Here is a 26,514-nt window from a genome sequence, read left to right as displayed (position 1 = left end):
CCCCCGGTCAGCACAAACCAGCCCGCACAGCCCCCGCCCCGCCGTCCTGATCGGACCGGTCACTGGCCCTGGACCCCGCGGGGCGCCCAGATCCTGCACGTGATCGGAGAGCTGGCTGGAAACCTCGGCAGCTCGAGCAGATGACGACGCAGGACGGCGGACAGCTGCCCGGCATGGCCGAAGGTGAACTCCCGCAACAGGATCCCCAGCGTGGGCGCGGCATACACACCGGTGAACACCTTCCGCATCCCGCCCGACCGGACCACGTCGAGGTCGTCGATGCTGTCCGCGCCCGCCGCCATCCCCGCGATGATCGACGTCAACTTCGGGGTCGGGTTCGCAGCTCCGGACCTGACCCGCTCACTGCCGAACCGCACATGCGCGTCCAGCAGGTCCCTCAGCCCGGCCTGCTCGGCCAGCGCCAGCACCGGGACCAGCCCCGCCGCCGAGATCAGGTTCGGATCGTCGAGCACCGCGCTGTCCACGGCCCAGGCATGGGATCCTCGCACCGAGAGTGCCTTTCTGAACTGGGCCGATCATGTCATCGCAAACACGATCATCCCAGGTCAGAAGGCACTCTCGCCGTTCCAGCACACCTCACACCCCGAGCCCGTCCACGGATCGAGGCTAAGGCAGGGTTGCTTGGACTCCTGACTTGGAGACGAGCTGGTTCAGGGATCGAATGCAATCCTGGGCGGGCCGTCCCAGTGGATGTCAGATCAGGTGACCACACTCACAGAATCGATCGATCGATCGTTGTGCCTAGCTAGGGGGCCGGTTCCTAGGGTCGGGCTTACGCAGTCTCCGACGAAGGGAACGGCCATGAACACACCGATCAACCCCAAGGTCGAAGCCGTACAGCGGATGTACGAGGCGTTCGGCCGCGGCGACGTCGATGCCATCCTCGCCGAGCTCGCCGACGACGTCGAATGGGTCTCGGTCACTGACAAGGGGAGCGCAACCGTGCCGTGGTACGGCAGCTACCGCGGAAGGTCTGAGGTGCCGTTGTTCTTCAAGCGGATCGGATCAGCCGTCCAGGTCAACGACTTCTCCGCGCTGTCCTTCACGTCCAACGACACCGACGTCATGGTCGCCCTGCAGTGGGGCTTCACCGTCAATGCCACGGGCAAGAACGTCTCGGTCGCGATGCAGCACTGGTTCCGCTTCGACGACGGGAAGATCATCGCGGCTCGGGTCGTGGAGGACTCCGAGCAGACCGCCGCCGCGTTCTCCTGACCGACCGCCAGGCAATGCAGCCGGAGGCCTCCCGTGGCCACGCTCCGGACGCGCCGCATCGCTGACCGGTCCCTACGCGGGTCGGGCGCGGGGGTCGCGGATCTTGTCGAGCGCAGTCAGGGCGACCTGGTCGGCGGTAGGCAGGGTGTGCAGGTACTTCTCCGTGGTGGTGATCGAGGCATGGCCGAGTCGTTCCTTGACGACTTGGACGTCGGCACCGCCGGCGAGCAGCCAAGAGGCGTGGGCGTGGCGGAGCCCGTGCGGAGTGACGTGAAAACCGATGCCTGCCACGTCGATGGCTTTGAGCCAAACGTTGTTGCGGAACCAGCCGCGGCTGATGTGCCGGTCAGGGTCCGTGGCCACAGACCGTGGTTGGCGTGGCTTGTCGTGACCGGCGGCGCGGCGAGCTGCTCGGTAGGCCGCGACAGCGTCCTTGCATTGACGGCAGCGGCAGCGCCCAGGACCGTAGGCCGAAGTCGTCCCATGGCGGTAGCGGCGACCCTGCTCGTTCGGTTCTGTCCAGCCCAAGTCCCTGGGGTCGGCCAGGACGTCGGGAACGACGTAGCGCTGCGGCCCTTCGATCGCCGGCATGGTGAACAGCAGGTCGTTCGTCCTCAGCCGGCCGTCACGGATGTGCGTCGCCAAAGTGGTCACCAGGTGGGGGGCGAGTCCGAGGCGACGCCACTCTCGGTCCTTGGGGTAGTCCTTCACGGTGAAGCGTTGCCCGTCGGGTCGGGCCTTGGCTGTCAGCTCCACCACGGTGCGGGAGACGGTCAGGATGCCGTTGACGGTGTCCAGGTCCTTTACACGCAGTTCGGTCAGTTCACCCCACCGTAGGCCGGACTCGATGTCGGTCTCCACCAGCAGGCGCATGTTTTCGGGCAACGCCGCGTGGATCCGTGCGTACTGCTCTGCCGTGAGGATCCGTCTGGGTCGGGTCGCGACGGGTGGGGTCTTGACGCCCTTACCGACGTGGAAGAACACCACCTGGTCGTTGACGGCGGTGGTGAAGATCGCGTCGAGGATCAGCTTGCACTTGGCGATGGTCGGCGGGTTGACGCCGTGCATCTCCTGCAGGTGGTTGATCCATTCGCGGACGTCGTTGGGCAGGAGGTCGCCGATCTGGAAGTCGCCCAGCTCGGGGAGGATGTACTTGTCAAGGGCGTACCGGTAGTTCTCGCGGGTGGTCTTCTCGATCCGGTGGTTGGGAAACCACTGCTGCTCGACGTAGGCCCGCAGGGTCTGCTTCCCTCGGTTGGGGTCGCCGATCCGACCGAGTTCCTGGTCGCGCTCGGCGCGCTGCCAGGCGCGCTGAGCCTGGCGCTCGGTCCCGAACGTTCCCGCCGTGCGCTTGCGGCCGCGGCGGTCGCGGTAGCGGGCGATGAAGCGGGTCTTGCCGTCGGCATCGGGCCTCTCTGTCACCCAGCCCATGGCGCCCTCCTGACGGGTCTGCATGTGGGCAAAATGTGGGCAGACCTTGCCGGCGCTCCGCGAATGGCGGCGAACGCAACCGGACTCGATATGCCTTATGACCTGTAGTTTAGCCGACCTGTAGATCGTTCTGAACGGGTCGGTTTGGACGTCGGACGTCTATGGCATGGAGGGGGTCAGGGGTTCGAATCCCCTCAGCTCCACCGAGACAGCACGAGGGCCCCGGGACACGCACTTCGTCCCGGGGCCCTCGTGCTGTCTCGGTACAACCGAGCGATTCGAGGAGGAGCGGCGAGGAACGAGCCGCGACGGAGTCCCCTCAGCTCCGGTGCAGGTCAGGGGCCACTCTCGGAGTTGAGAATGGCCCCTCCCGTGTCTGTGGGACAGCACACGGCAGTAGTCAACGGCGACCAGGGACAGCCACCGGTTGGTTGTCCGCAACGGCTGCCACGCCGGGGAGGTGGTCACGGCCGCCGGGGCGGTGGCGGTGCGGGCGCCGCGGCTGACCGGGCAGTCGCAGGACGGGGCTGCCGCGTTCGGCACGTGGTCCATGGCGGGTACGGGCTACGTGGGTCGACGGTATGCGGCGGCGCGCTCATCGCATCCCCGGTCCGCGAGCAGAGTCCACGCGGCGCGATCCTGCCCAAAACATGAGCACTGCGAGCATGGCGATCCCGCCGCTGGATGCGAGGGCAGCTCGGGCGCCGAGCACGGTCACGACCGTACCGCCGACGAGCCCGGACACGATGCCGGCCGCCGTTGCGGAGTTGGCGAAGAGGCTGCTCGCCCGGCCGACTGCCGGGGCGAGCATCTGCTGCAGGTAGTGCAGACCGGCCGCGCCGACGCCCGCGATCGCCGCTCCCCGCAAGGCGTGCACGAGGACGAGCGCGAGCGAGCTGCGCGCGAAGACCAGGCAGCCGAAGTAGGCGACCATGAGGACCATCCCCGTAAGGACGACGCTGCGCGTGGGCACCCGTGCCGGCAGCAGCGTGACGACCAACGAGGCGAGCACCTCGAAGCCGGCTGTCACCGAGAACATCACTCCGACGAATGAGTCCGGTCGATCCAGGGTCCGGGTGAGGTAGAGGGGCAACGCAAGGCCGCCGGCGAACATGGCCAGGAAGAACAGCGACGACCCGCCCAGCACGAGCATCAACGCCGCCTGCGGCACGCTAGGAGGTGGTTCTCGGTCGTCGCCCGCGCTGCTGGGGGTAGATGGCTGCGCTCGCCCCGACGCGCTGACTGTGACCGCCGCCAGCACGAGCATCGCGGCGGCCAGTCCGAAGACGGTGACGTAACCACGCCATGCGACGACGACGGCGGCAAGAGCCGGGCCGAGCGTCCACGCGGTTGACCAGACGGTACGCAGCGCCCGGGCCGTCCGGTCACCCGGCAACCGCGCATGGGCGAACGCGAACAGCTGCGGGAAGCCGGCTCCCGTGAGCACGCCGATCAGGGTCAGGCACAGTAGGAGAACGGCTGCGAACGACCTGACCTGTGAGAGCAGCACCCATCCCAGTGCACCGGCCAGCACGACCCCGAGCAGCCACCGACGAGTAGGGCGCCGGTCGAAGCGACGACCGCACCAGACCGCCGCGACCATCCCGGTGACACCGCTGGCGGAGTAGCACAAGCCCACCTGCAGGGGCGACAAGTGCAGGACATCGACGCCGTACAGAACGATGTACGTCTGCGACAGCGCCTCCGCCACACCCACCAGGAGCACCGCGAACCCCAGCAAGCCGGCCGTACGACGGTTGCTTCCGGGCACCGACACGTCCAGCAGCCTCACAGGAACAACCGGTGAACGCGAACACATTGACCACCTGGCCCGTGCCGACCCCGGAAGCTGCGCGGGAAGGCAGTCGCCTCAAGATCTTCGTCCACAGGTCTTGACGATTGCTCGTCGGACGAGGACCTCGAGCGTGAGAAGTGGCGGCGTGCGTGGCTGACGTTCGCCCCTGAACGAGGGGTAGGCCGCGCAGCCGGATGGCTGCGAGGAAGGGGTGACGCATGTGCAGAAGGCCGATGCAGCAGCCGTCCCGCTGGACAAGGTCCGTAGCTGGCCGAACGCCCGGCTGCCGTGTCCCGTCGCGCCCGTAGCGAGGCACGGGCTGGTAGATGGCATCGAGGGGGTCAGGGGCTCGAAAGCCCTCGCGCTGTCTCAGTACGACCGGCTGCAGCGATTGATGCTCGCCGCCTGGCGCCACCGGGCGCCCAAGAAGGTGCTCGGCCGTCACGAGTCGTGATGCCGTGCTCGGTGTGGGCCAGGTCCGGCCACGGTCAGGCCGCTGACCAGCGCAGAACGCATGCCGGAGCACCGAGTCCCCGTCGCACGGCACGAGTCGGGGTGGACGCGCCGTCACGCAGCCTGGCGGGTGGCAACGGTCTGACAGGCTGCCCGTATGGCCGACGACGCTGCGCAGGACCTGGACGACCTGACGCTGCACGGAGTGCGCGTGCTCGGGTACGGCCCGGCGGCCCGGGTCTCGGCCCGGTACGGGCTGGACCTCTCGGCTGTCGAGGACTCCCTGCTGGACGCCGAGGCGTACGGCTGGGTGCGCCGGACCGCGTTCGGCGGCAGCGAGGGCTGGTCGGTCACCGAGCGCGGGAAGGCCGAGACCGAGCGCCGGGCGGCCCGGGTGCTCGACGTGCTCGGCGTCGCGGACGCGGTCCGCGCCGTCCATGCCGACTTCCTCCCGGTCAACGCACGGTTCGGGGAGGCGTGCACCCGATGGCAGATCCGGCCCACGGCGCGCGACCCGCTGGCGGCCAACGACCACGAGGACCTGCGCTGGGACCATCACGTCCTCACGGCGCTGCGGTCGCTGCAGGGCTCGCTGGACGACCTCTGCGCCCGGCTCGCCGTGCACCTGCCGAGGTTCGGGGTGTACCCCCCGCTCTATGCGGCGGCGCTCGCCCGGGTCGGGGACGGTGAGCACGCCTGGCTGGACGCCCCGGACCGCGACTCGCTCCATCTGGTGTGGATCCAGCTCCACGAGGACCTGCTGGCCACGCTGGGGCTACCCCGTGGCCGCGATACATGAGCCGCGTCCTGCCTGTCTGACCCTCGCCCTACGATGCGGCCCGTGAACCGCATGGATCGGCTGTACGCCCTGGTGGAGGAGCTGCGGGCGGCCGGTGCCCGGGGCCGCACCGCCCGGCAGCTGGCGGACGTCTTCGAGGTCAGCGTCCGCACGATCGAGCGCGACCTGAGCGCCCTGGGCCAGGCCGGGGTGCCGCTCGCCACCCGGACGGGTCGGGCAGGCGGGTACTCGCTCGACCGTTCGATGAGCCTGCCGCCGCTCAACTTCACGCCGGGGGAGGCAGCCGCGGTCGCGGTCGCGTTGAGCCAGAGCCCCCACGTGCTCTTCGGGCGGGACTCCCGCAGCGCCCTGCAGAAGATCGTCGCGGCGATGCCGGACCGCGCCCTTGAGGAGGCCCGTGCCACCGCAGGCAAGGTGAGGTTGCTGGTGCAGCCGGTGGCAGACCCGGACGCCGGGGTCGCCGAGGCGGTGTGGGCGGCCGTGCGGGAGGGGCACGGGCTGCGGATCTGCTACACCGACGTCGGTGGGGTCGAGACCGTGCGCGTGGTCGAGCCGCAGCACGTGGTCCTGGGTCCGAACGGCTCGTACCTCACGGCCTACTGCCGGCTCCGGGGCGAGGACCGGGTGTTCCGGATGGATCGGATCCTGCGCGTCGAGCGCGTCCCGACCGAGCCGCGCGGGCACCGGGTGTCGCCGGAGCCGGTCGCGGACGGGCATCAGACGAAGCTGCCGGCCTCGGCGCTGTGCCCGGAGGCCTGGTTGCCGGACGGGAACCCCACGACGGGGAGCCCGTCGACCGGCGAGAACTCCTCGCGAAACACCGACACAGGGTTGTCGCGGACGACGGGCAGCGTGGGTCCTGCCCGCCGCGGTGGTGGGCATGCCCAGCTCACGAGGAGTCATTCATGACCAGCCCCGCACCCGGAACCCTGGCCTGGTTCGAGGTCGCCACCGACGACCCGGACGGTGCGCAGAAGTTCTACGGCAACCTGTTCGACTGGAGCTTCGACGCCGACGGGCCGGCCGCCGCGGGCGGTATGGACTACCGCAACATCAAGGCGTCCGGCGCCGACCGACCGATGGGCGGCATCCTCGGCACCCAGGGCCAGGTGCCCGGTCATGCCGTGTTCTACATCCTCGTCGCCGACGTCGAGGCCACCTGTGCCGATGCCGAGCAGCTCGGCGGCTCCGTGCTCAGCAAGCACCTGGACCCCGGGCCCGGTGCTCCGGCGTTCGCCTACCTGCGTGACCCGTCCGGCAACCGGTTCGGCGTCTTCAGCCCGCCGGCGGCCTGATGACCTCTCGCGCCAGCGGCTCGTCCCCGTCGGAGTCCTCCGGCGGGGACGACGCCCGCGCCCTCTACGACACCCTCACCGACGACCTTCTCTACGACCCCGCCATCGGCAGGGCCACCATGATGGGCTACCCGTGCGTCCGCCTGGCAGGGCGGTTCCTGGCCTCGTACGACGACCGCACCGGGTGCCTGGTGGTCAAGCTGCCCCGCGAACGGGTCCGTGACCTCATCGACAGCGGCGACGGGGAGCCGTTCGCCCCGGCCGGCAGGGTGTTCCGCGAGTGGATCTCGATCCCCGCGGTCGACCGCGACCTGTGGCAGGCGGTCCTCGCCGAGGCCGTCGACTTCGCCCGGGAGTCCCTCGGCGACCGCCCGTGAGCTCGCGTCCGCGTCGTCGCCGCCCCGGTGACGCGACAACGATGAGCCGTACGAGGGAACCACCGATCGGCCCACGGACGTCGCACGAGCCGTAACCGCCGACAAGGAGCAGACGTGAACCAGCAGACCACCGCCAGGGTCACCGGTGCCTGGTACCTCGGCCTGGCCGTCACGGGAGGCCTGGGCTTCCTGCTGCTGCGGCCCGCGCTGTACGTGGAGGGTGATCCGGCGGCCACGCTGGACAACCTCGCGACGCAGCAGGGTCTGTCCCGGCTCGCCGTCGTCCTCGAGATGGGCGTCGTCGTCACCCAGGCCCTGGCTGCCGTCTGGTTCTACAAGCTCTACCGGCCGGTGCGCCCCGTCGCCGGGGTCGCGGTCGCGGCCTTCGGTCTGGTCAACGCCGTCGCCGTCATGGCGAGCGCCGTGTTCATGGCCACGGCGACGGCCATCGCCGGCGACCGCTCCCTGATCGCGGGCGGCGACCCGACGGCAACGGTGGGCGTGCTGCAGCTGCTGAGTGCGAACGCGTGGGGGGTCGGGGCCCTGTTCTTCGGCCTGTGGTTGATCCCGATGGGCTGGGCCGCGGTCACGACGCGACGCTTCCCCGTGGCGCTCGGGTGGATCCTGGTCGTCGGCGGCTGCGGCTACGTGCTCAGTGCGCTCATCGGGTCGGGGCTGGCCGGCGCCCCGGGCTGGCTCGTCGACGGTCTCACCGTCCCCGCCAGCGTCGGCGAGTTCTGGATGATCGGCTACCTGCTCGTCCGCGGGATCCGGCCCGAGACGTCGGCGACGGGTCTCGCGGCCACGCACCCGGTCGCGTCCGACGCCGCGTCGACGTCTCCGTCGTGAGGCCCGCCGGCGAGCGGCTCACCCCGCTCGCCGCGGCCCCGGTCAACCCTCAGCCTGCGACTGCGGCTCGCTGGTCGTCCGGTCCGGTAGGCCGCGACGTCACCCCAGCGCGTCCACCAGCAACGCCACCAACGCCTCCACCTGCACGTCCACCCCGGCCGTCTCCTCCTCGTCCGACCCGTCCAGCGCCCGCGCGGCGAGCCCCGCCTTGCTCCCGATCAGCTCGGAGATCCGCGCGTCGAGCGTCTGGGCGGCGATGATCCGCCACGCGGTCACCGGCTCGGTCTGCCCGATCCGGTGGCTGCGGTCGATGGCCTGGGTCTGCTCGGCGTCGGTCCAGGAGAGCTCGGCGAGGACGACGTTCGAGGCGACCTGGAGGTTGAGGCCCACGCCGGCGGCGGTGAGGGAGCAGACGGCGACGGCGACGTCCGGGTCGTTGACGAAGGCGTCGATGTTCCTCTGCCGCACGGTCGGGGTCTGGTCGCCCCGGATCGAGGAGTAGCGGACCTCCTGCCGGGCGAACGTGTCCTCGGCGGCGTCCATGACGTCGATGTGCTTGGCGAAGAAGACGACCTTGCCGGCGCTGCGGGCCAGCTGTGCCGCGTAGTCGGCGGCGAGCGCGGCCTTCGCGAGGCCGATCCGCCGCATCATCGTGAAGACGTTGTCGCCGGTCTTCGCGGACTTCGCCTGCTTGAGCTCGGCCCGGGCGATCCGGTGGGCGAGGTCGAGGTCGACGCCGTCCGCGGAGCTGCTCGTCGGGCGGGCCTCCAGCGCCGTCCGGTACTGCCGCACCATCCGCTCGGCGAGGTCGCGCTCCGCCGCCCGGATCGAGCGGCCCGCGGCGCCGTCGAGCTCGACGTGGAGGTCGGCGATCCGCCGGGCCGGGATGTCGGCCGCGACGTCGACCTTGCGGCGCCGCACGATGCCCATGTCGATGACGCACTGGCGGGCGGTGCTGTGGAAGCCGGGGTCGGCCGGCGTCAGGCCCGAGTTCTCGAGCGCGGCCATGAGGTCGCCGATCGGGCGGGTGTCGTCGATCCACCCGAGGAACTGCCAGATCGCCCGGAAGTCGTCGATGTCGTTGATGAGGGGCGTCCCGGTGAGCGCCATGAGCAGCGGCCGTGCGGTGCGGTTGCGGACCCGCTGCGAGAGCGTGAGGACGTTCCTCGACCGCTGGGACGTCTTGTTCTTGATGAAGTGCGCCTCGTCGACGACCATGCCGCGGAAGCCGAGGTCGCCGAGCCAGCCGAGGTGCCGGTCGAGCACGTCGTAGTTGACGATGACGATGTCGGCGAAGCCGTCGACCGTGTCGCCGTCGCCGTGGACCACGGTCGCCGCCCGGTGCGGCAGCCAGCGGGCGGCCTCACGGGCCCAGTTCGTCTTGACGACGTTCGGGACGACGACGAGCAGCGGGTAGGCGTCGGCGGCCTCGGCGGCGAGCAGGGCCTGGGCCGTCTTGCCCAGCCCGGGCTCGTCCGCGAGCAGGAAGGTCCGGTGCCCGGCGGCGGCCGCCGCGACGAGCCGGCCCTGGTGCGGCATGAGTTCCTGGCCGAGCGGGGTGAACCGGGCGGTGGGGCCCGGCAGCGTCATGCAGGCGGGGGCGCCGCCGGCGCGCTCGAACGAGCTGAGCAGCGGCCCGATGAGCTCCCAGCTCGCGAGCCGGCGCGGGCGGACCTGCTCCGGTCGCGGCGTGGAGACGTCGGGAGCGAGGAACGGGTTGGCGAGCTGGCGCGAGGTGACCGACTGCGGCACGACCTGTCGTTCGGTCGTCGCGGCGACCTGCCGCGGGGGCGGCGCCTCCTCCTCGGCGGCCGTCTCGATGCCGGCCGCGCGCTGCAGGTCGCGCTTGAGCGAGCGGGCGCCGTCCGAGACGTTGGCGTCGTCGGAGAGCAGGGCGAGCAGCCCGGCGTCCCGCACCGCGATCCGCACGAGGATCGCCGCGATGCCGTCCAGGCGCTTGAGCTGCTCGTCGCGCTTGCGGTCGGTGACGGTCGTGTCGGCCTGCACGCGGGTGCGCTCGTCGCGCAGCATGAGGGTCACGGCCTGGAACGTCGTCCGGACGGACGGCGTGACACGGCCCTTGCGGACGGCCGCCTCGACGTCGCGGACGGTCTGGGCGAGCACCGAGCCGACGTCGCCGCCCTGGCGGGCAGGGCGCTGCGTCCGCTGGGCGGGACGACGAGCACCCGTCCGTCGCCGGCCTGGGTCAGCCACAGACTCCTCCTCCGAAATGCCGGTCCACCGAAACGCCGGGCACGCGGCAGCAACCTGCCGCACGGTCTGGCGACCGGACGACGAGCGCGGCCCCGCGCGAAGGGCTGCGCTCCGACGTCGAGCGGACGGGGCGGCCCCTCATGATGACGCGGACCTCGCCCGGCGTCCTGCAGGGGGCCCCGCCGGCGACGGGCGGGCTGCTGCCACGCAGCCTAGAGGTCGCGCCGCACCGCCGGTGCGGTACCCGCCGTCCCGAGGCCGTTGCACCGAACGGGTGAACATCCCTCGACGTGGTCGGGGTCGCGGCCGATACCCATCGCGGAGGACGTGGTGACGTTCTCGCGCGGCACGGCCTCCAGGTCAGGGGGCCACGACGACCGGAGCAGGTATGCGTTTCACGGTGGGCAGGAAGCTGGGAGTCCTCGCCGGGGTCGGTGTGCTCACGGCCGTCGTCCTCGGCGGCACGGCCTTCACCCTGGTCGGCTCGATGCGGTCCCAGACCGCGGAGTCCGCAGCGCTGTCGCTGGCGCGGGCCGAGGCGACCGCCGTGGAGCGGGACCTGGCGGAGCTGGCGGGTGTGCAGCGGGCGGCGCTCCTGGCCACGAACGACGAGCACCGCGCGGACGCCCGGGCCCGGCTCGCGCACGTCCGGGAGGACCTGACCCGGACGTGGTCCGCCATGGACGGCCTCGAGCTGCCGGCGCGGACCCGCGAGCAGCTCGGCGGTCTGAGGACCCGCGCGGACGCGTACGTCGCGGCGACCGACAAGGCCATGCCCGAGCTCCTGTCCACGGACCCGTCGAGCGCACGGGCGGTCGAGCTCGTCGACACGCTCAACCAGGACGCCGACGAGCTCGAGGCCGCGAACGCGGCGCTCGTCACTGACCTCGGGTCGTTGGCTGCCACCGAGACGGCGGCCACCGAGCGGACCGGCCGCGAGGTGCAGACGCTCGTCGCGATCGTGTCGTTGGTCGGGCTGGTGCTGCTGGCGGGGGTGGCGGTCGCGATCACCCGGTCGATCACCGGGCCGGTCCGCCGGATGGTCGCGGCGCTGCGCCGGGTCGCGGCCAAGGACCTCACGGTCGAGATCGACACCCGCGGCTCCGACGAGATCGCCGACATGGCGCACGCGCTGGCCGGCGCCGTCGGTTCGGTGCGCGAGGTCGTGACGGCTCTCGCCGACTCGTCGACGACGCTGTCGGCGGCGTCCGAGGAGCTCAGTGCCGTCTCGTCCCAGCTCGGCACGAACGCCGCGGAGACCTCCCAGGGCGCCGCCGTCGTGACCGCGGCGACGAGCGAGATGACCGGGTCGATCGCGACGATGTCCGCGGCCACCGAGCAGCTGTCGGCGTCGATCTCCGAGATCGCCCACCAGGCGTCGTCCGCGACGGCGGTCGCGGGCGAGGGCGTGGACGCCGCGCAGGCCACGTCCGCGTCGGTCGCCGAGCTCGACGCGGCGGGGACGGAGATCGGCGAGATCGTCCGGACGATCACCTCGATCGCGGAGCAGACGAACCTGCTGGCGCTCAACGCGACCATCGAGGCCGCGCGCGCCGGGGACGCCGGCAAGGGCTTCGCGGTCGTCGCCGCCGAGGTCAAGGACCTCGCGAACCAGACGGCCAGGGCGACCGACGACGTCACCGCGAAGATCGCGTCGATCCAGGCGACGACGGTGCGGGCCACCGAGGCCATCGAGCAGATCGGCACCATCATCGGCACGATCCACGAGAAGCAGACGACGATCGCCGCCGCCGTCGAGGAGCAGTCGGCCGTCACCCAGGAGATCGCCCGTACCGTCAGCGAGGTCACGGGGGGCGCCGGCCAGGTCAACGAGTCGATGGCGGCCATCGCCGGCACCGCCGACCAGACGAGCCAGGGGGCGACGGCGGCCCGTGAGTCGGCGACCGACCTCGCCACGCTCGCGGCCCAGGTCCACACCCTGGTGACGACCTTCACCTACTAGCCGCGGGGCCGCAGCGACTTCTCGGCAAGATCCTCTCGCGCACGTCCGTGGGGTGGCAGCATGGCCGCCACGCATCGTGCGAGGACCGGGGGGACCGTCGTGAGAGCCATGTTCAGGTCAGGGGCCGCTGCACTGCTGGCGGTCGTCGTGGTGGTCGCACCGTCCGCGGCGGATGCCGCGACCCCGCGGTTCACCCCGGGCGCCCCCGGGATCGGGGACCCCTACTACCCGCTCGACGGCAACGGCGGCTACGACGTCCGGCACTACGACCTGGACCTGCGGTACGAGCCCGCGAAGGACCGCCTGAAGGGCGTCGCCACGATCGAGGCGCGGGCGACGCAGAACCTGTCGTCGTTCGACCTCGACCTCGTCGGGCTCACGGTCCGGTCGGTCACCGTGGACGGCCGGCCGGCCCGCTGGCGCCGCGCGGGTCAGGAGCTCGTCGTCGTCCCGGCGAAAGGGCTGGCGAAGGGGCACCGGTGGACCGCCGTCGTCCGCTACGACGGCGTGCCGGAGACGATCGTGGAGCAGGTCGGGGAGTCCGGCTTCCTGCACACGGACGACGGAGCGCTCGTCGTGGGCCAGCCGCACGTCGCGGCGACGTGGTTCCCGGTCAACGACCACCCCGCCGACCGTGCGTCGTACACGCTGCACGTGACCGCCCCGAAGGCCCTGGACGTCGTGTCGAACGGCGTCCTCACGCAGAAGCAGCGGCGGGGGAGCCTGACCCGCTGGACCTGGGAGGCCACCGACCCGATGGCCTCGTACCTCGTGACGCTCGCGATCGGCGGGTACGACGTGACCTCGTACCGGGCCGGCGGGCTGCGGTACGTCGACGCCGTCGACAGCGACCTCTTCGACCCCGCGGTGGGCCCGTCGACCGGCAGCCGGTACCTCTACTCGCAGCGGTCGGACGCGTCGTACAAGCGGTTGACCCGGGTCGTCGACGTCCCGACCGGCGGGGCGTCCGTCGGCTTCCGGATCGCCCGGGACACCGAGCCGGGCTGGGACTTCGTGTTCGTCGAGGCCCGCACGCCGGGCCAGGACGACTGGACGACGCTGCCCGACACCAACGGCCACACCAGCCAGGACACGGGCCTGTCGTGCGTCTCCGGCTGGCATGCCCTGCACCCGGTCCTGGCGCGGTACCAGAGCGTCGTCGACGCCGACACGTGCAGCCCCACCGGCACGACCGGCGCGTGGTGGGCGGCGAGCGGTGCGAGCGACGGCTACGAGGACTGGTCGGTCGACCTCGCCGCCTACGCCGGCGGCCCGGTCGAGCTGTCGATCAGCTACGCGAGCGACGAGGTGTTCCAGGGCAGCGGTGTCTTCCTCGACGACGTCGTCGTCTCCACGGGCACCGGCTCGACGTCCTTCGAGGCGGACGCCGACCCGCTCGACGGCTGGGCGATCCCCGGTGCGCCGGAGGGCAGCCCGGGCAACGACACCGACTGGGTGGCGACGACCCCCGACCTCGTCCCGGCGGTCGGGGACGTCGCGGCGGCGTCGCTGGCCCGCCAGCCCGAGATCATCGACTTTCTCAGCAGCACGTTCGGCCCGTACCCGTTCCGCTCGGCCGGTGGCATCGTCACCGACGACCCGCGCCTCGGGTTCGCGCTGGAGACCCAGACCCGGCCGGTGTACGCGCCGGTGTTCTTCGGGGACAGCAGCTCCGGCGACGGCGTCATCGTCCACGAGCTGGCGCACCAGTGGTTCGGCGACGACCTCCCGGTGAGGCGCTGGCAGCACATCTGGCTCAACGAGGGCTTCGCGACGTACGCCGAGTGGCTGTGGAGCGAGCACGAGGGGTCGGCGACGGCGCAGGAGATCTTCGACGGCCTCGCGTCGACCCCCGCCGACGACCCGGGCTGGTCCCTCGTCATCGGCGACCCGGGCCCGGACGCGCTCTTCGACGGCCCCGTCTACGACCGGGGGGCGATGACCCTCCACGCGTTGCGGCTCGAGATCGGCGACGACGTCTTCTTCAGGCTGCTGAAGCGCTGGGCGGCCGTGCGGTCGGGCAGGACCGTGACGACGGCGCAGTTCGTCGCGCTCGCCGAGCAGCTGTCCGGCAAGGACCTCGACGCCTTCTTCACGACGTGGCTCTTCACGCCGGAGAAGCCCGCCGGGATCGAGCCGGCGCCCGCCGCCGCGGCCGCCGCCCGCGCCGCCGTGGCGCCGACCACGAGCCGGCTGCTGGCCCGGCTGGGCGGCCGGGTCGCCGTCCGCTGACCGTCTCGAACTGAGATCCCCGCTCGGCCCGGCGGGGCGTACTCCTGGACCGGTGACCCGTTACCGCTTCCTCGACCCGATGGGCGACGAGATCGCCGACCACGAGTTCGGCGACCATGCGACCGCGCTCGCCTGGGCGCACGGCGACGTGGACGACGGCCCGGACCTGCCCGACGAGGAGATCCACCGCGTCGAGTACCTCGGCCCGGGCGGGGACTGGCGCTGGGCGGGGGCGATGCGGGGCTGAGCCCGGAGCTCCCGTGTTTCGTCCTCCGAACGAACGACCGGATTCGCCTGCACGGAGCCTCCCGTGGCGCAACACTGTGGCTCGTGGGCTTCTTAGACACGATCCGTGGTCGCTCGGTCACCACGCGTCAGCCTGAGGTCGAGGTGCAGACGCTGAGCCCCGAGCAGGCCCAGGAGCGCGCCTGGCGCGCCGAGATCGCGCGCAACGAGTGGGTCGTCCAGCACGTGCCCGCCCGTCAGGACGGGTCGTCGCCGGCGTTCCAGTACCTCGCGGGCCTCACCGAACGCGGCCTGCCCGAGATCGTCGTCTACGGGCTGCGGATGAAGACCGGCACGCTCGTCCTCGACGACCTCGCGTGGCGGCTGCTCAACGGCGACGAGTTCGCGGACGGCGAGCCGATCCCGGACCTCGTCCACGGCGACCCCCGCGCCCAGCTCTGGGACGTCACCTGGCTCCAGGACCACCTGGACGCCGTCCTGCGCCTCTACGGCCCGGTCGCCCGGGTGCGCCAGCTCGTCGTCTCGGACGCCGAGGGGCGGCTGCCCTGGGAGGACGGCTTCTCGGCCGCCCACCTCGAGCCGGTGCTCTTCGTGCCCCCGAACGGTCGCGGACCGCGACGGACCGAGCCCGCGGCCCACGTCCCGGCCGCCGGGATGTACTCGTTCGAGCCCGAGTAGGCCCCGGTCCGGGCCCGCGGAGCACCCGGACGCCGGCCCGGCGTCACCCTCCGTCGACCGGTTCACGCGGTCGGCCGACACCCGCTCCGCCGCTCAGGACGTCGCGCGCGCCGTCCGAAGGACCCGCCGGGTCGTCGTCGTGCGTGGACGCCGGGGGAGCGGGCTGGGCCGGACGGGTGGCAGGTCGACCACGGCGGTGAATGCCGGGGGAGACACTGATCGTCGCCGTGCTGCGCGCCGAAGAAGTGGTGTCCAACCTTCCGAGGAGGTGCGCCATGGCCGTCAGTGGTGTCTCTGGCGGTGGAGCCCTTGCGATCTTCACGCAGACTCTGCAGCAGCTCAAGTCCCAGGTGCAGAACTCGCCCATGCCCCGCATGCCCGAGCTTCCGCCGCCGTCCCCCGTCTCCCAGGCCAACAAGAACCTCGGCCGCATGGTCGACATGAAGATGTGACCGGCGGCGTGCAGCACCTGTCGTCCGGGGTCGCCGGGTCATGAGAAGTCTCGTGCACGAATCTCGCCGCGCCTGCGCCGGCCCGCCGCGGCCGCGTGCGGACACGTCGACCGGCCGCTCTCAAGCGCCCGGCCCGGCGGGCCGAGAGAACGTCCGTGAGCGTCGTGCAGCCGGCTGACCCGGCCCCGATCGTCAGCGCCCCCCTCCCGGAGCCGGCCGCGCCGGTCCGGGACGAGGTGCCCGCCGTGCCGTGGCTGCTCGGCGGCCTCGCCGTCGCCCAGGCGACGGCCGCGGTCGCGGTGCTGCTCGGAACGGGCAACGGTGCCGCTGTCGCCGCCGTCGCCTCGGTCGACGCCGCCCTCGCCCTCTGGCTCGGTGCCGCCGCCGCGGTGGCCGCGCTGCGCCGTCCGCCGTCGGAGCGCTCGGTCGCGCTCACGACCGCCGCCTGCGCCGTCGCCGCCGGGGCCGGTGCGACCGCCGTCGCGACGCCGCTGCTCGCCGCGGCCGGCGTCCTGTCCGTCGTCGCGGTCCTCGCCCTGCGTTCCGTGCGCACCACCGGGGTCGTCCTCGCCGTCACCCTCGCGGCCGTCGCCCTCGGGTCCGCCGCCGCCGTCGTCCGCGGCGCGGGTGCGGCGGGCGCCGTCCTCTCGACCGGCCTCGTCGCCGGCGCCGTCGTCCTCGTCGTCGGCCTGCGCCGCGCCCTCGCGCACCAGGCGGCCGTCGTCGAGACGGCCCGGCAGTCCGCCGAGACCCTGCGCGTCAACGACGCCCTGACCGGCGTGCTCAACCGGCGCGGCCTCGGGCTCATGGCCGCCCCGATGATCGAGCTCTCGCGCCGCCGCGGCGAGGCGGTCCACGCCCTCTTCGTCGACGTCGACGGCTTCTCCCTCGTCAACGCCGAGCTCGGCTACGAGCGCGGCGACGACCTGCTCGTCGCGGTCGCCGAGGCGCTCAACGGCTCGGTCCGGCAGACGGACCTCGTGTGCCGCGTCGGCGGCGACGAGTTCGTCGTCGTCGGGCCGGGCACCGGCACCTCTCCGTTGGAGATGGAGCGCCGGATGCGCGAGATCCTCCGCGCCGCGCCGCCCGTCGACGAGACGGTCTGGCCGTCCCGGCTGAGCATCGGCTCGGCGACCCTCGTGCCCTGGGACGACGGCGACCTCGGCTCCCTGCTCAACCGCGCGGACGCCGACATGCGGCTGCGGCGCTCGCTGCGCCGCCAGAGCCAGGACCGCCGCGGCGGCGACCTGGCGTCCCCGCCGCGCGACCCGTCGCCCCGCACCGAGGTCTGATCCACCCGCGCGGCAGCGCGCGCACAGCGGGGCGCCGGTACCGTCGGCGTCCATGACCGCCGTCCGCGGGCTCCTCACCGCCTGCCACCCGCTGCCGACGGCGTTCGTCACCGGCTTCGTCACCGCCTACGGGGCCGTCATCGGGCTGGACGGCGGCCGGCTCGCGCTCCTCGCCCTCGCCCTCCTGCTCGGCCAGCTCTCGATCGGCTGGTGCAACGACGCCGTGGACGCCGCCCGCGACACCGCCGCCGCGCGGGCCGACAAGCCGGTCGCGGCCGGGCTCGTCGGCCGCCGCACGGTCGCCGTCGCGGCGGGTGTCGCCGTCGTCGCCTGCCTCGCCGTGTCGTTCGCCCTCGGGACGGCGGCCGGCGTCGTCCACACCGTCGTCGTCGCCGCGGGCTGGGCGTACGACCTCGGCCTCAAGGGGACGGTCCTCTCCGGCGTCCCGTACGTCGTCGCCTTCGGGCTGCTGCCGGCGTTCGCGACGCAGGCGCTGTGGCACGCGGCCTCGATCGACGCGGAGGTCGTCGGGGAGGCCGTCTCCGAGGCGTACGCGTCGACCCTCGAGCTGACCGCCTCGGGCCCGCTGGACCTCGGCTGGCCCCCGCTCGCCGTCATGGCCGGCACCGCGCTCCTCGGCCTCGCGGCGCACTTCGCGAACACCGTCGGCGACACCGAGGCGGACGCCGCGACCGGCGTCCGCGGCCTGCCGCAGCGGGTCGGCCCCGTCCGGTCCCTCACGGTGACCGCCGTGCTCGTCGCCGCGGCCGCCGTCGTCCTCGCGCTCGGCGCCCCCGACCGCACCCCGCTCGCGCTCGCCGTCCTCGTCGCCGGCGCCGCGAGCGCCGCCGGGGGAGTGCTCCTCGCCGGCACCGCGGCCGAGCGCGGCCGCCTGGCGTTCCGGCTCACCCTCGCCGCGGTCGGCCTCGTCGTCGTCGGGTTCCTGCTCGCGGCCTAGCGGCCCCGGGGCTCAGCTGCAGCCCAGCCCTGCCCGCAGCCGTGCGGTGTACCAGGCGACGAACTGGATGACGCCGTCCTCCTCGACCTCGGAGTACGGCCCGGGGACGAACGCCGGCGACATCACCCCGCGCTGCGTGCGCTCGACGAGCGCGGTGTCCTGGTCGTTCGTCGCCAGCCACACCTCGGTGAGCGTCTTGAGGTCGTAGTCCTCGCCCTCCACGGCGTCCGCCGGCACGAGCCACGTCGTCCGCAGCTCGGTCGTCGTCGGGCCGGTCGGGAGCATCCGGAAGGTCAGCGCGTGGTCGCCGACGTAGTGGCTCCACATCGAGGGGTAGTGGTAGAGGAGCACGTCGCCGACGTCGTGGACGGCGTCCTCGCCCGGCAGCCCGGCCCAGCGGCGCGCGACGGCCGGCTCGCCGTCCATGGTCATCGAGCGGGCGTGCTCGAGCGCCATCCGCATGACCCGGTACTGGAAGTCGTCGCTCATGAGGAACCCGCTCGGCAGCCCGGCGGCCTCGCACGCCGCGACGACCTCGGCGGTCGCGCGGGCCTCGTCCTCGCTGCCGCCGCCGCTGTGCAGCGGGGCCAGCGGGAACGACTTCGCGAGCTCGGGGTGGGAGAGCCGGCAGTGGTAGCACTCCCGGTTGTTCTCCATGACGAGCTTCCAGTTGCCCTGCTCGACGAGCACCGACTCGTGGGCGATCTTCGCGCCGGCGAGGTCGAACGGCGCGAGGTGCGCCGCGACCGTGGCCGCGAACGGCTCGAACGGCGGCGGGGTGTCGGCGACGCACACGAAGACGAGGCCGCTCGCGGTCCCGACGTGCGCGGGACGCAGCCCGAGCTCGGACGGCGTCATGTCCGGGGGCATCGCCCGCGCCTTGTAGAGCGAGCCGTCGAGCTCGTACGCCCACTGGTGGTAGGGACAGACGAGCTTGCGGCGGGTGTTGCCGGACGGCGCCTCGCACAGGACGGCGCCGCGGTGCCGGCACACGTTGTGCAGCGCGCGGAGCACGCCGTCCGTGCCGCGGACGACGACGAGCGGGTGGGTGCCGACGGTGAGCGTGATGTAGGCGCCCGGCTCGGCGAGCTCGCACTCGTGGCCGGCGAACACCCACTCCCGGTGCCACACGAGGTCGAGGTCCGCGGCGTGCACGGCGGGGTCGTGGTACATCGGGCCGGGCAGACAGTGACCGGGCCGGTGCTCGTCGAGCAGGGCGCGGACGACGGTCTGGGCAGCGGTCGCGGCGTTCGGGTGCGACGTGACGGACACACGGACCTCCGGGCAGGTCATGACGGCGGGAGAAGGGGAGAGGGCCGGGACACGTCGTCGAATCCCTGACCCCTCCAGCGTGTGCGCGCGAGCCCCGGCGCGCCAGCGATCCGGTGCCGCATCGTGGAAAGTTGCCGCGGCACCCGGCGGCGGGCCGGGGCGCGTGGCGGCCTCGCGGACGAACCGGACATCGGCGTACCGTCGGGGGATGATCGGGGGCTTCGGGTCGGGCATCCCGCCGCGGCGCGCCTTCCTCCTGGCGACCTGCGGGGCGGCGGCGACGCTCGCCTTCGCGTACAGCACGCCCGGGGTCGACCTCGTGACGCTCTTCGCGGGCACGTGGCTCAGCGCCGGCCTCGGTGCCGCGTGGGCGGTCCGCCTCGTCCGCGGGCTGCAGAACCGGCAGCTGCCGGCCATGACCCGGGCGGACGTCGTCCGCTGGGCCGCCGTGCCGGTGATCATCCTCGGCGCGCTCGGGCTCGGCCGGTCCGGTGCCGCGCTCGAGCTGCGGTGGTTCGTCAGCCTCACGGCCCTCGACGACGCCGTCCAGAGCCTGCCCCCGGTCGATGTCCCACCGGGTGAGCCGTGGCTCGACGCCACGCTGCCCCGGACCGTCGGGCTCTACCCGGTCGTGCGCGCCGAGCAGGTGCCCGCCGGCGGCACCGTCTTCCGCGACTCGTACGACATCGTCGCCGACGGCGGCGGCTTCGCCCACCTGCCGCAGGGGCCGGACCCGGACCTGTTCGACCGCGAGTTCGACCACGTCGAGTACCGCCACCTCGGCTGGGACTGGTACGCCTGGGTCGGCACGGTCGAGGCCGGCGACCCGTTCGTCCGGGAGGTCCCCGAGCCGCTCGTCACCGCGCCGCCGGCCCCCTGAGCGCACCGACACGCACCTGCGGGGATCGTCAACCGGTTCGAAGGTCACCGTGACGGTGGGCTACCCTGGCCCCATGCGGACCTCGCTGCTCCTTACCGGGCCGCGCTGAGCAGAACGCCTCACGGCGACTCGGCGCGGCTGCCCCTCCATGCGCGAGGGGCTTCGTCATTTCCGGGGCACCTGCCCCACCGGAGACGACCCGGTCACCATCGAGCAGCGACCTAGGCGAGGACACCATGACGCAGACCGACGCGACGCCTGCGGGCGCGCCGTCCGACGGCAGCACCATCGAGGAGACCGACGGCCGCGCCGCGCGCTTCGACGCGCAGGCGATCCAGGAGCGGTGGCTGCCGGTCTGGGACGAGAAGGCCCCGTTCCGCAGCGGCGACCCGGCCGACCCGCGACCGAAGAAGTACGTGCTCGACATGTTCCCGTACCCCTCCGGCGACCTGCACATGGGTCACGCCGAGGCGTACGCGCTGGGTGACGTCGTCGCGCGCTACTGGGTGCAGCGCGGCTTCAACGTCATGCACCCGATCGGCTGGGACGCCTTCGGCCTGCCCGCCGAGAACGCCGCCATCAAGCGCGGCCTGGACCCGCGCGGCTGGACGTACGACAACATCGCGCAGCAGAAGGCGTCGATGCGCCGCTACGCGTGCTCGTTCGACTGGGACCGCGTCCTGCAGACGTGCGACCCCGAGTACTACAAGTGGAACCAGTGGCTGTTCAACAAGTTCCACGAGCGCGGCCTGGCGTACCGCCGGCCGAGCCAGGTCAACTGGTGCCCCAACGACCAGACCGTGCTGGCGAACGAGCAGGTCGTCAACGGGCTGTGCGAGCGCTGCGACACCCCGGTCACGAAGAAGAAGCTGACCCAGTGGTACTTCCGGATCACCGACTACGCCGACCGGCTGCTGGACGACATGTCCCAGCTGGAGGGCCGCTGGCCGGACAAGGTCCTGACCATGCAGCGCAACTGGATCGGGCGCTCGCAGGGTGCGGACGTCACCTTCGTCATCGAGGGCGCGGACACGACGGCGGACGGCGGCGCGCAGCAGGCCGACCGTGACGTCACCGTCTACACGACGCGCCCCGACACCCTGTACGGCGCGACGTTCTTCGTCGTCGCGGTCGACTCCGACCTGGCTGCCGACCTGGTCGCGGCCTCGCCCGCACCGGTGCGCGCCGAGTTCGCGACGTACCTGGAGAAGGTCCGCGGCACGAGCGAGATCGAGCGGCTGTCGACCGACCGCGAGAAGACCGGTGTCTTCCTGCAGCGGTACGCGGTGAACCCGGTCAACGGCGAGAAGATCCCGGTCTACGCGGCCGACTACGTCCTGGCCGACTACGGCCACGGCGCGATCATGGCCGTCCCGGCGCACGACCAGCGCGACCTGGACTTCGCCAGGGCCTTCGGGCTGCCGGTACGCACCGTCGTCGACGTCCGCGGCGAGGACGGCGAGCCGCTGCCGGACCCGGCCGTGTCGGGGACGGCGACCGCCGGCGTCGGCGCGATGGTCAACTCCGGCCCGCTGGACGGTCTGCAGAAGGCCGAGGCGATCACGGCGATCGTCGAGCTGCTGGCCGGCAAGGGCCTGGGCAAGGAGACGACGAACTACCGGCTGCGCGACTGGCTGATCTCGCGCCAGCGCTACTGGGGTGCGCCGATCCCGATCGTGCACTGCCCGGCGTGCGGCGAGGTCCGCGTCCCGGACGACCAGCTGCCCGTCGAGCTGCCGCCGTCCGAGGGTCTGGACCTGAAGCCGAAGGGCACCTCGCCGCTGGGCGGGGCGACCGACTGGGTCAACGTCGACTGCCCGCAGTGCGGCGGCCCCGCGCAGCGCGACACCGACACGATGGACACCTTCGTCGACTCGTCGTGGTACTTCCTGCGGTTCGTCTCGCCGGAGCGGGACGACGTCCCGTTCGACCCCGAGCTGGTCAAGCAGTGGCTGCCCGTCGAGCAGTACGTCGGCGGCGTGACCCACGCGATCCTGCACCTGCTGTACGCGCGGTTCTTCACCAAGGCGCTGCACGACATGGGGATGGTCGACTTCGTCGAGCCGTTCTCCGGGCTGCTGAACCAGGGCATGGTCCTGATGGACGGCTCGGTGATGAGCAAGTCGCGCGGCAACCTGGTGAGGCTGTCCGACCAACTGGCCGACCACGGCGTGGACGCCGTCCGGCTGACGATGGCGTTCGCCGGCCCGCCGGAGGACGACATCGACTGGAAGGACGTCTCGCCCGCCGGCTCCGCGCGGTTCCTGGCGCGGGCCTGGCGGCTGGCGCAGGACGTCTCGTCGCCGGTCGGTGCGGACGTCTCGACCGGGGACGTCGCGCTGCGCCGCCAGACGCACCGCACGGTCCACGAGGCGTCGACCCTGGTCGAGGGCTTCCGGTTCAACGTCGTCGTCGCCAAGGTGATGGAGCTGGTCAACGCGACCCGCAAGGTCATCGACTCCGGCGCCGGCCCCGCGGACCCGGCGGTCCGCGAGGCGACCGAGGCCGTCGCGATCCTGCTGTCGCTGTTCGCGCCGTACACCGCCGAGGACATGTGGTCCGCGCTGGGCCACGAGCCCTGCGTCGCCCTGGCCGGGTGGCCCGTCGTCGAGGAGGGGCTACTCGTCACCGAGACGGTCACGTGCGTCGTCCAGGTCGCCGGCAAGGTCCGGGACCGCCTGGAGGTGTCGCCCTCGATCACCGAGGACGCCCTGCGGGAGCTGGCCCTGGCCACCCCCGGGGTGCAGAAGGCGTTGGACGGCAAGGGGATCCGGACCGTCGTCGTCCGGGCCCCGAAGCTGGTGAACGTCGTACCGGCCTGACAGGTATTAGGTCCGGTTCGTCCCTGCTCTGTCCGGTGGTCGCAGTTGCGCGGCCACCGGACAGGGGAGGGCACCATGACGGACCGAACGACGGGCCGGACGACGGACCGGGCGCACTGCTTCTTCGTGCCGCCGCACGTGCAGCGCGAGGTCGCGAAGAACGCCGACGGGCCGGCGGCCGAGAAGAAGCAGCTCGAGCTCGCCGACGCGAGCCGCAAGAACCGCGCGACGGCCATCACGAAGGTCGACGCCGGTCCGGGCGCCGCACCGGCCCTGGCGCCCGCGCCGACCGGCACGAGCCGCCGCGAGGTGTACGACCTGCAGCACGGCACGACGCAGCGGGTGAACCTCGTGCGGGCCGAGGGGCAGCCGGAGACGGACGACGTCGACGTGACAAACGCGTACGACAACGCGGGTCTCGTGCGCCGGTTCCTCACGACGGTCTTCGAGCGTGAGTCGATCGACAACCGCGCGCTCGACCTCGTCCTCAACGTCCACTTCGCGACGAGCTACAACAACGCGTTCTGGGACGGCGACGAGATGACCTTCGGGGACGGCGACGGCGTCATCTTCAGCGGCTTCGCCCGTTCGCTCGACGTCGTCGCCCACGAGCTCGGGCACGGCGTCACGCAGTTCACGTCGGGTCTGGTCTACAAGAACGAGCCGGGCGCGCTCAACGAGCACTTCAGCGACGTCTTCGGGACGACGGTCACGCAATGGGCGAACGGCGAGACGCCGGCGTCGGCGGACTGGCTCATCGGCGACGAGATCATGGGCCCGCAGCTCTACGGCGAGGCGCTGCGCTCGATGCGCGCCCCGGGGACGGCGTACGACAACCCGGTCTTCGGCAAGGACCCGCAGCCCGCGCACTACGCCGACCGCTACACCGGGACGGCAGACTTCGGTGGTGTGCACATCAACTCGGGCATCCCGAACCGGGCGTTCTACCTCGCCGCTGTCGACCTCGGTGACACCGTGACCGCGGCCCGGATCTGGTACCACGCCCTACAGTTCCTGTCGCCGACGGCGAGCTTCGCGCAGGCCGCGCAGCAGGTCGCGACGTCCGCGCGGGTGCTCGTCAAGGCCGGCCGCGCGCCCAAGGGCGCCGCGCAGGTCGTCCGCGCGGCCTGGCGCAGCGTCGGGGTCCAGTGACCGTCAGCCTGGTGGTCGAGGGCGGGTTCACCGGGATGCGGTACGGCGTCGTCCTCGAGGACGACGGCACGTGCCGGGTCGACCGGAACGGCGTCGTGACCGACCGGCCGGTCGGGCCGGCGACGGCGGCGGCCGTCGTCGCCGAGCTCGACCGGTCGGGCCTGTTCGACCGCGATCGCGAGTACCTCGCGCTCGGCGCGGACCTGCGGCGGTACGAGGTGGTGCACCGCGGCGTCACGGTCGTCGCCCAGGACACGAACGTGCCCGCGGCGCTCGCCCGCGGGCTCGACATGCTCGTCGCCCTGACGCTGCCGGAGCCGCAGCCGGAGCCGCAGCCGTGAGCGCAGGGTGACGTGCCGGCGGTAGCGTCGCGTCCGTGGTGGCGACCCTGCTCCGGACCGAGCGTCTCGATGTCCTGACCCGCTGGCGTCCGCCGGACCTCGACGCGTACTTCGCGCTGAACACCGACCGCGAGGTCATGGCGCACCTGGGCGGCCCGATGACCCGGGAGGCGTCCGACGGGTTCGCCCGGTACGGCGAGGCCTTCCACGAGCGCGAGGGGCTCGGGCTGCTGCCGGTCGTCCGGCGCGCGGACGACGTCCTGCTCGGGATGTGCGGCCTGCACCGGCACCGCTGGTACCCGGACGACGTCGAGGTCGGCTGGCGGTTCGCCCGGCACGCGTGGGGGCACGGGTACGCGACCGAGTCCGCCGCGGCGTGGCTGCACCGCGGGTTCGCCGACCTCGGGCTGCCCCGGGTCATCTCGATCACGACGCCGGACAACCTGCGCAGCCAGGCCGTGATGCGCCGGCTCGGCCTGATCTTCGACCACGCGGCGACGCAGGTGCAGCGCGACGGCAGCCCGATCGACGTCGTCGTGCACTCCATCACCGCAGCGGCCTTCGCCGCGCAGGGCCGGCTCACGACGCAGCCCTGAGCGACGCCCGTCCGTGGGCGTCGCGGAGCCGGTAGCCTCGCGCGCATGCCCGCCCACGCCGCCGTGGCCGTCGTCACCGACTCGACCGCCTACCTGCCGGCCGACCTCGTCGCCGAGCACGGCCTGACCGTCGTGCCGCTGACGGTCGTCGTCGGGGGCCGGTCCCTCGCCGAGGGCATCGAGGTGACGAGCGCCGAGGTGGCCCAGGCGCTGCGCGAGTGGCGCCCCGTGACGACGTCGCGGCCGGCGCCGCAGCAGTTCGTCGAGGCGTACCTCGCGCTCGCCGAGCAGGGCATCGGCGAGATCGTCTCCGTGCACCTGTCCGCGGACCTCTCCGGCACCGTCGACGCGGCCCGGACGGCGGCCGGCCAGGTCGCGGGGAAGGTCGCCGTCACCGTCGTCGACGCCCGGCACCTCGGGATGGCCCTCGGGTACGCCGCGATCTCCGCCGCCCGGGCGGTCGCGGCCGGGGCCGACGGCGCGGCGGCCGCCGAGCAGGCGCGCCGGACGGCGTACACGGCGTCCGCGTGGTTCTACGTCGACACCCTCGAGTACCTGCGCCGCGGCGGCCGGATCGGCGCCGCCGCCGCGATGGTCGGCTCGGCGCTGTCGGTGAAGCCGATCCTCCACGTCGTCGACGGCCGGCTCGAGCCGCTCGACCGGGTGCGGACGGCGTCCCGCGCCCTGGCCCGGCTCGAGGAGCTCGTCGTCGAGGAGTCCGGCGGCCGTGCCGTCGACCTCGCCGTCCAGCACCTCGCCTCGCCGGACCGGGCCGAGCAGCTCGCCGAGCGGCTGCGGTCCCGGGTGCCGGGGGTGCGGGGCATGGTCGTCAACGAGGTCGGTGCGGTCGTCGGTGCGCATGTGGGGCCGGGGATGCTCGGGGTCGTCGTCAGCCCGGCGTAGCCGGTCGGCTCGAGCCCCGGCTCGAGCCCCGTTCGAGTACTGACATCCGGTCGGGCTCGACCCGTCCACAGATCCGCTGTTCGTCCCACCGTCCACAGGTGACCTGCCGGCCCCGGCGGACCGACCGGGTGGCTGCCTAGTTTCGCCGCCATGACCAAGACCAAGCAGCGCAGGCGACGGGAGATGGAGGCGGCCGCGGCCGTCCGGCGGCTGACCCTCGTGGCGCGCGGCCCCGGGCCGGGTGGTGCCGGGCCGGGTGGTGCCGGGCCGGGCGGTGC

24 protein-coding genes and 1 pseudogene are annotated in these 26,514 nt (G+C 72.7%); 20 read left to right on the top strand and 5 right to left on the bottom strand.

Features of this window, described 5'->3' with window-relative positions; translation table 11 throughout:
• Positions 1-128 precede the first annotated feature (128 nt).
• Positions 129-509, bottom strand: a pseudogene (locus ECOMGDLI_RS34000) (IS1380 family transposase); the annotation flags it as partial.
• 313 nt (positions 510-822) lie between these two features.
• Between ECOMGDLI_RS34000 and ECOMGDLI_RS23735 the strand changes: the two are divergent.
• Positions 823-1,236 (top strand): nuclear transport factor 2 family protein, encoded by a 414-nt coding sequence (locus tag ECOMGDLI_RS23735; RefSeq protein WP_158221124.1) that lies wholly within the window; start codon positions 823-825, stop codon positions 1,234-1,236.
• A gap of 72 nt (positions 1,237-1,308) precedes the next feature.
• Here the strand turns inward: ECOMGDLI_RS23735 and ECOMGDLI_RS23730 are convergent, their stop codons facing one another.
• Together ECOMGDLI_RS23730 and ECOMGDLI_RS23725 are read right to left on the bottom strand one after the other, a co-directional pair.
• The gene (locus tag ECOMGDLI_RS23730) at positions 1,309-2,691 is read right to left on the bottom strand and encodes a site-specific integrase (protein ID WP_198955129.1); all 1,383 of its coding nucleotides are present in this window, start codon (positions 2,689-2,691) and stop codon (positions 1,309-1,311) included.
• Positions 2,692-3,262: 571 nt separating this feature from the next.
• Positions 3,263-4,459: an MFS transporter gene (locus tag ECOMGDLI_RS23725; RefSeq protein ID WP_158221123.1), complete on the bottom strand. Its 1,197-nt coding sequence runs from the start codon at positions 4,457-4,459 to the stop codon at positions 3,263-3,265.
• Positions 4,460-4,673: 214 nt separating this feature from the next.
• Here ECOMGDLI_RS23725 and ECOMGDLI_RS23720 point away from each other — a divergent pair, with 214 nt between their 5' ends.
• The 6 genes from ECOMGDLI_RS23720 (at position 4,674) to ECOMGDLI_RS23695 (ending at position 8,235) form a co-directional block, all read left to right on the top strand.
• Positions 4,674-4,916 (top strand): hypothetical protein, encoded by a 243-nt coding sequence (locus ECOMGDLI_RS23720; protein WP_088319334.1) that lies wholly within the window; start codon positions 4,674-4,676, stop codon positions 4,914-4,916.
• Between the two features lie 156 nt (positions 4,917-5,072).
• Entirely contained in the window at positions 5,073-5,714 is a 642-nt protein-coding gene (locus ECOMGDLI_RS23715) for a transcriptional regulator (RefSeq protein WP_088319333.1), read from the top strand.
• Between the two features lie 51 nt (positions 5,715-5,765).
• Positions 5,766-6,623 carry a YafY family protein gene (locus ECOMGDLI_RS23710; protein WP_233153608.1) on the top strand — a complete coding sequence of 286 codons (858 nt, stop codon included), beginning with the start codon at positions 5,766-5,768 and terminating at the stop codon, positions 6,621-6,623.
• Complete coding sequence (locus ECOMGDLI_RS23705) at positions 6,620-7,009, top strand: VOC family protein (protein WP_088319331.1); 390 nt, start codon at positions 6,620-6,622, stop codon at positions 7,007-7,009. The genes ECOMGDLI_RS23710 and ECOMGDLI_RS23705 overlap by 4 nt, the downstream gene beginning before the upstream one ends.
• Positions 7,009-7,386, top strand: a complete 378-nt coding sequence (locus ECOMGDLI_RS23700; protein ID WP_088319330.1) for a hypothetical protein — start codon at positions 7,009-7,011, stop codon at positions 7,384-7,386. Before ECOMGDLI_RS23705 ends, ECOMGDLI_RS23700 begins: the two co-directional genes overlap by 1 nt.
• 114 nt (positions 7,387-7,500) lie before the next feature.
• Positions 7,501-8,235, top strand: a complete 735-nt coding sequence (locus ECOMGDLI_RS23695; protein WP_088319329.1) for a DUF4386 domain-containing protein — start codon at positions 7,501-7,503, stop codon at positions 8,233-8,235.
• A gap of 99 nt (positions 8,236-8,334) precedes the next feature.
• On the opposite strand, the gene ECOMGDLI_RS23690 is transcribed toward ECOMGDLI_RS23695, so the two are convergent.
• A complete protein-coding gene (locus ECOMGDLI_RS23690) occupies positions 8,335-10,449 on the bottom strand; it encodes a DEAD/DEAH box helicase (protein ID WP_088319328.1) in 2,115 nt (704 codons plus the stop codon).
• Positions 10,450-10,849: 400 nt separating this feature from the next.
• On the opposite strand from ECOMGDLI_RS23690, the gene ECOMGDLI_RS36065 reads away from it, so the two are divergent.
• The 7 genes from ECOMGDLI_RS36065 to ECOMGDLI_RS23660 all read left to right on the top strand — a co-directional run bounded on the left by ECOMGDLI_RS36065 (position 10,850) and on the right by ECOMGDLI_RS23660 (position 18,270).
• Complete coding sequence (locus ECOMGDLI_RS36065; RefSeq protein WP_088319327.1) at positions 10,850-12,412, top strand: methyl-accepting chemotaxis protein; 1,563 nt, start codon at positions 10,850-10,852, stop codon at positions 12,410-12,412.
• A gap of 108 nt (positions 12,413-12,520) precedes the next feature.
• On the top strand, positions 12,521-14,644 hold the full coding sequence (locus tag ECOMGDLI_RS23680) for a M1 family metallopeptidase (RefSeq protein ID WP_158221121.1): 2,124 nt from the start codon (positions 12,521-12,523) through the stop codon (positions 14,642-14,644).
• A gap of 52 nt (positions 14,645-14,696) precedes the next feature.
• Positions 14,697-14,891: a hypothetical protein gene (locus tag ECOMGDLI_RS34840; protein ID WP_158221120.1), complete on the top strand. Its 195-nt coding sequence runs from the start codon at positions 14,697-14,699 to the stop codon at positions 14,889-14,891.
• A 143-nt stretch (positions 14,892-15,034) separates the two neighbouring features.
• The gene (locus ECOMGDLI_RS34835; RefSeq protein ID WP_158221119.1) at positions 15,035-15,568 is read left to right on the top strand and encodes a DUF4262 domain-containing protein; all 534 of its coding nucleotides are present in this window, start codon (positions 15,035-15,037) and stop codon (positions 15,566-15,568) included.
• Between the two features lie 200 nt (positions 15,569-15,768).
• Positions 15,769-16,020, top strand: a complete 252-nt coding sequence (locus tag ECOMGDLI_RS23670) for a hypothetical protein (protein WP_088319324.1) — start codon at positions 15,769-15,771, stop codon at positions 16,018-16,020.
• 155 nt (positions 16,021-16,175) lie between these two features.
• Positions 16,176-17,312, top strand: a complete 1,137-nt coding sequence (locus ECOMGDLI_RS36335; RefSeq protein ID WP_088319323.1) for a diguanylate cyclase — start codon at positions 16,176-16,178, stop codon at positions 17,310-17,312.
• A 52-nt stretch (positions 17,313-17,364) separates the two neighbouring features.
• Positions 17,365-18,270: a UbiA family prenyltransferase gene (locus ECOMGDLI_RS23660; protein ID WP_088319322.1), complete on the top strand. Its 906-nt coding sequence runs from the start codon at positions 17,365-17,367 to the stop codon at positions 18,268-18,270.
• Positions 18,271-18,282: 12 nt separating this feature from the next.
• On the opposite strand, the gene ECOMGDLI_RS23655 is transcribed toward ECOMGDLI_RS23660, so the two are convergent.
• A complete protein-coding gene (locus ECOMGDLI_RS23655; protein ID WP_198955128.1) occupies positions 18,283-19,542 on the bottom strand; it encodes an aromatic ring-hydroxylating dioxygenase subunit alpha in 1,260 nt (419 codons plus the stop codon).
• Positions 19,543-19,750: 208 nt separating this feature from the next.
• Here ECOMGDLI_RS23655 and ECOMGDLI_RS23650 point away from each other — a divergent pair, with 208 nt between their 5' ends.
• From ECOMGDLI_RS23650 to ECOMGDLI_RS23625, 6 genes are all read left to right on the top strand, one after another.
• The gene (locus ECOMGDLI_RS23650) at positions 19,751-20,422 is read left to right on the top strand and encodes a hypothetical protein (protein WP_088319320.1); all 672 of its coding nucleotides are present in this window, start codon (positions 19,751-19,753) and stop codon (positions 20,420-20,422) included.
• Positions 20,423-20,658: 236 nt separating this feature from the next.
• Complete coding sequence (gene leuS / locus ECOMGDLI_RS23645; RefSeq protein WP_088319319.1) at positions 20,659-23,244, top strand: leucine--tRNA ligase; 2,586 nt, start codon at positions 20,659-20,661, stop codon at positions 23,242-23,244.
• 75 nt (positions 23,245-23,319) lie between these two features.
• Entirely contained in the window at positions 23,320-24,396 is a 1,077-nt protein-coding gene (locus ECOMGDLI_RS23640) for a M4 family metallopeptidase (RefSeq protein WP_088319318.1), read from the top strand.
• On the top strand, positions 24,393-24,737 hold the full coding sequence (locus tag ECOMGDLI_RS23635; protein ID WP_088319317.1) for a hypothetical protein: 345 nt from the start codon (positions 24,393-24,395) through the stop codon (positions 24,735-24,737). The genes ECOMGDLI_RS23640 and ECOMGDLI_RS23635 overlap by 4 nt, the downstream gene beginning before the upstream one ends.
• Positions 24,738-24,772: 35 nt before the next feature.
• Positions 24,773-25,333 (top strand): GNAT family N-acetyltransferase, encoded by a 561-nt coding sequence (locus ECOMGDLI_RS23630; protein ID WP_198955127.1) that lies wholly within the window; start codon positions 24,773-24,775, stop codon positions 25,331-25,333.
• Between the two features lie 45 nt (positions 25,334-25,378).
• Positions 25,379-26,236: a DegV family protein gene (locus ECOMGDLI_RS23625; RefSeq protein ID WP_088319316.1), complete on the top strand. Its 858-nt coding sequence runs from the start codon at positions 25,379-25,381 to the stop codon at positions 26,234-26,236.
• Positions 26,237-26,514: the final 278 nt, after the last annotated feature.

Source organism: Kineosporia sp. R_H_3, from assembly GCF_002198675.1.
Lineage (GTDB): Bacteria > Actinomycetota > Actinomycetes > Actinomycetales > Kineosporiaceae > R-H-3.
This window is presented reverse-complemented; position numbering and strand designations above follow the sequence as displayed.